The following is a 3,817-nucleotide window of genomic DNA, read 5'->3' as shown; positions in this document are numbered from 1 at the left end:
GCGGCGGCCACTCCGAACAGGACGACGGCCGCCGCCGCGACGGCCGAGAGTTTGGTACGTGCGGACATGCGACTTCCTCTGATGGTGGGTGACGAGGAACGTCGACGACGACCCGTGCCCAAGGGTCGTGGGAGCGCTTCCATCGACACCCTAGGCGGTCGGAGCCACCAGGGGAAGCCATCTCACACCGCGAGCGCCTCCCGAACCATGTGCTCGGCCGTGGCGCCGCCGTCTCCGGCGGAGGTGACCCGACCGGACTCCAGCACGTGGTAGCGGTCGGCCACCCGCAGCGCGAAGCCGAGGTGCTGCTCGACCAGGAGCACGCTGAACCCGGTCTGCGCGATCAGGGCCACGATCCGGTCCTGGATCTCGGTCACCACCGACGGCTGGATGCCCTCGGTCGGTTCGTCGAGCATCAGCAGCCGGGGTCGGGTGATCAGCGCCCGGGCGATGGCCAGCTGCTGACGCTGGCCGCCGGAGAGCAGCCCGGCCCGCCGCCGCAGCAGCGGACGCAACGCCGGGAACAGGTCCAGCACCTCCGCGGTGGCCGTCGCTCCGTCCCGACGGCCGTCGGCGACCAGACGCAGGTTCTCCGCCGCGGTCAGGTGGGGAAAGCACTGCTGCCCCTGCGGCACGTACGCGATCCCCCGGGCGACCCGCACGTGCGGAGCCAGCCGGGTGATGTCCTCGCCGTCCAGCTCGACCCGGCCGGCGCTGGGGCGCAGCAGTCCGGCGGCCACCCGCAGCAGGGTGGACTTGCCGGCGCCGTTGTGGCCCAGCACCGTGGCGACCCCGTCGGCGGGCACCGTCACGTCGACGCCGTGCAGCACCCGGCTGCGCCCGTAACCGGCGTGCACGCCACGCATCGCGAGCATCATGCCTCCGTCTGTGTCGGGGCCGACCCGGCGTCGACCGGGTGGCCGAGGTAGACCTCCTGCACGCGTGGGTCGGCCTGCACCTGGGCGACGGTTCCCTCGCTGAGCACCCGGCCGGCGTGCAGCACGGTGACGGTACGCGCGAAGCGGCGCAGGAAGTCCATGTCGTGCTCGATCACCACCACCGTGCGGTCCTGGCTCACCTTCTCCAGCAGCTGCCCGGTGGCGTCGCGTTCCTCGTGGCTCATGCCGGCGACCGGCTCGTCGAGCAGCAGCAGCCGGGTGTCCTGCACCAGCAGCATGCCGATCTCCAGCCACTGCTTCTGCCCGTGGGCGAGGGTGCCGGCGAGCTGGTCGGCCCGGCTCGCCAGGCCGATCACGTCGAGGGCCTCGGCCACCTCGTCGGGTACGCCGTGGCGGCGGCGCAGCAACGTCGCCCAGCCGCGTCGGGCCCCGGCGGCGATGTCGAGGTTCTGCAACACCGTCAGCTCCTCGAACACCGTGGAGGTCTGGAAGGTGCGGCCGACGCCGAGCCGGCTGATCCGGTGCACCGGTCGGCCGAGCAGCTCCCGGTCACCGAAGCGCACCGAGCCGGTGGCCCGGACCAGACCGGTGACCGCGTCCACCAGGGTGGTCTTGCCGGCGCCGTTCGGCCCGATCAGGAACCGGATGTCGCCGGGGGCGACGTCGAGGGAAACCCCGTCGACCGCGGTGAACCCGTCGAAGCTGACCCGCAGGTCACGCACGTAGAGCCCGTGCAACTGCCCGGTCATGCCGCCCCCTCCCGCCGCCGTGGTCGAAATCGGCCGAATCGGCTCGGGCGGGGGTCACCGTCGTCGCGGCGGCGGACCAGACCGATCAGCGAGGCCAGGCCGCCGGGCAGGAACGCCACCACCACCACGAACAGCAGACCCTGAAGGTACGTCCAGGTGCCCGGGAAACGCTCCGACAGGGCGGTACGCGCCCACGCCACCGCGACCGCCCCGAGTACCGGGCCGAGCAGCGTGGCCCGCCCGCCGATGGCGACGCCGATGACGAACTCGATGGACGGCACGATCCCGATCAGCGCCGGGGAGATGATGCCCACCGCGGGCACGAACAGCGCGCCGGCCAGCCCGGCCATGCCGGCGGCGACCACGTACGCGACCAGCTTCACGGTGGCCGGGTCGTAGCCGAGGAAGCGGACCCGCTCCTCCGAGTCACGCACCGCCACCAGCAGCTCGCCGTAGCGGCTCTGCATCAGGTGCCGGGCCAGGGCCAGCAGCGCCAGCAGCGTGCCGGCGATGATGAAGTAGACCATCCGCTGGTTGACCGGGTCGTCCAGGTCGTAGCCGAAGAAGCCCTGGATGTCGGTGAGCCCGTTGGTGCCGCCGGTGGTGCCCTGCTGACCGATCAGCAGGATCACCATGGCGGCGGCGAGGGCCTGGCTGAGGATGGCGAAGTACGCGCCGCGCACCCGACGCCGGAACACCAGCGAGCCGAGTACGAAGGCGACCGCCATCGGCAGCAGCACCGTGGCGGGCAGGGCGAACCATGGGCTGGCGAACGGTCGCCACCACAGGGGCAGCTCGTCGAGTTGCCCGTACAGCATCATGAAGTCGGGCATGTTGCCCGGACCCGCGTCGGCGAGCTTGAGGTGCATGGCCATCGCGTAGCCGCCGAGGCCGAAGAAGACCCCCTGGCCGAGGGTGAGCATGCCGCCGCGCCCCCAGGCCAGGCCGATGCCGACCGCGACCATGGCCACGCAGAGATACTTCGCCAGCAGGGAGAGCCGGAAGTCCGACAGCACCAGCGGCGCGACGGCGAAGAGCAGTGCCGCGCCGAAGGCGAACCCGACGGCGGCCCGGTAGCGGTGGCGGGACGGTCCGGCCGCCGGTCTGGTCGGTGGTGTCGACGCCGGGTCGGCGGCGGAGACGGGATCTCGGGCGACGGTGGTCATGCCAGACTCCTGGTGCGCAGGGTGAACAGGCCCTGGGGTCGCCACTGGAGAAACGCGACGATGGCGATGAAGACCATCACCTTGGCGACGCTGAGGGTGGTGAGGTACTCGCCGGTGGCCTGGAGCACGCCCAGGGCGAAGGCGACGATGACGGTGCCCTTGAGCTGGCCGATCCCGCCGACCACGACGACCAGGAAGGCGTCGATGATCAGGTTGGTGCCCATGGTGGGACCGATCGGCCCGAGCAGGGTGAGGGCCACTCCGGCGATGCCGGCCAGGCCGGAGCCGATGAAGAAGGTCATCCGGTCGACCCGGGCGGTGGGAATGCCGGAGACGGCGGCCAGGTCCCGGTTCTGCACGACGGCCCGGATCCGGCGACCCAGCGGGGTGACCCGCAGGGCCAGGGTCAGCGCGACGACCGCGCCGCCGGCCAGGGCCAGGATGAACAGCCGGTTGTTGGCCACGGTGATGCCGCCGGGCAGCGCGATGTTGCCGGTCAGCACCTCCGGTGCGCGGGTCTGCACGTTGGGGCTGCCGAAGATGTCCCGGGCCAGCTGCTGCAGGATCAGCGACACCCCCCAGGTGACCAGCAGGGTGTCCAGCGGGCGGGCGTAGAGGCGGCGGATCAGCAGGACCTCCAACAGCACCCCCATCGCGCCGGCCACCACGAAGGCGACCGGCAGGGCGATCAGCAGCGACCAGCCGGCCGCCGTGATGACCTGTTGCAGGACGTAGGTCGTGTAGGCCCCGGCCATGATGAACTCGCCGTGGGCCATGTTGATCACCCCCATCTGGCCGAAGGTGAGGGCCAGGCCGAGCGCGATGAGCAGCAGCACCGCCCCGATGCTGACGCCGGTGAAGAGTTGGCCGATGAGAACTGTCACGGTGCGCACTCCGAACTGCTTGTGGGGGTGGGGGGGGGGGGGGGGGGGGGCCCGGCCCCCCCCCGCCGCCCCCGCCCCCCCCCCCCCCCCCCGCCCTGATGTTAGCGTTGGGGGGGTTG

4 protein-coding genes are annotated in these 3,817 nt (G+C 72.0%); all 4 read right to left on the bottom strand.

Annotated features, from left to right (window positions below):
* Window positions 1-182: 182 nt before the first annotated feature.
* From urtE to urtB, 4 genes are read right to left on the bottom strand one after another with little or no spacing between them, the layout of a single operon-like run.
* The gene (gene urtE, locus AC2CHE_RS26560; RefSeq protein ID WP_484507564.1) at window positions 183-866 is read right to left on the bottom strand and encodes an urea ABC transporter ATP-binding subunit UrtE; all 684 of its coding nucleotides are present in this window, start codon (window positions 864-866) and stop codon (window positions 183-185) included.
* Between the two features lie 8 nt (window positions 867-874).
* The gene (gene urtD / locus AC2CHE_RS26555) at window positions 875-1,648 is read right to left on the bottom strand and encodes an urea ABC transporter ATP-binding protein UrtD (RefSeq protein WP_484507563.1); all 774 of its coding nucleotides are present in this window, start codon (window positions 1,646-1,648) and stop codon (window positions 875-877) included.
* Entirely contained in the window at window positions 1,645-2,814 is a 1,170-nt protein-coding gene (gene urtC / locus AC2CHE_RS26550; RefSeq protein ID WP_484507562.1) for an urea ABC transporter permease subunit UrtC, read from the bottom strand. Before urtC ends, urtD begins: the two co-directional genes overlap by 4 nt.
* On the bottom strand, window positions 2,811-3,698 hold the full coding sequence (urtB, locus tag AC2CHE_RS26545) for an urea ABC transporter permease subunit UrtB (RefSeq protein ID WP_484507561.1): 888 nt from the start codon (window positions 3,696-3,698) through the stop codon (window positions 2,811-2,813). The genes urtC and urtB overlap by 4 nt, the downstream gene beginning before the upstream one ends.
* Between the last annotated feature and the right edge of the window lie 119 nt (window positions 3,699-3,817).

Source organism: Micromonospora sp. ATLC16, from assembly GCF_057196645.1.
The sequence above is the reverse complement of the archived record's forward strand: the minus strand, read 5'-3'. Positions and strand labels throughout refer to the sequence as shown.

What these genes read in the sequence shown, in the direction of transcription:
- urtE (WP_484507564.1), bottom strand. Translation starts at nt 866, where the DNA reads ATGCGTGGCGTGCACGCCGGTTACGGGCGCAGCCGGGTGCTGCACGGC.
- urtD (WP_484507563.1), bottom strand. Translation starts at nt 1,648, where the DNA reads ATGACCGGGCAGTTGCACGGGCTCTACGTGCGTGACCTGCGGGTCAGC.
- urtC (WP_484507562.1), bottom strand. Translation starts at nt 2,814, where the DNA reads ATGACCACCGTCGCCCGAGATCCCGTCTCCGCCGCCGACCCGGCGTCG.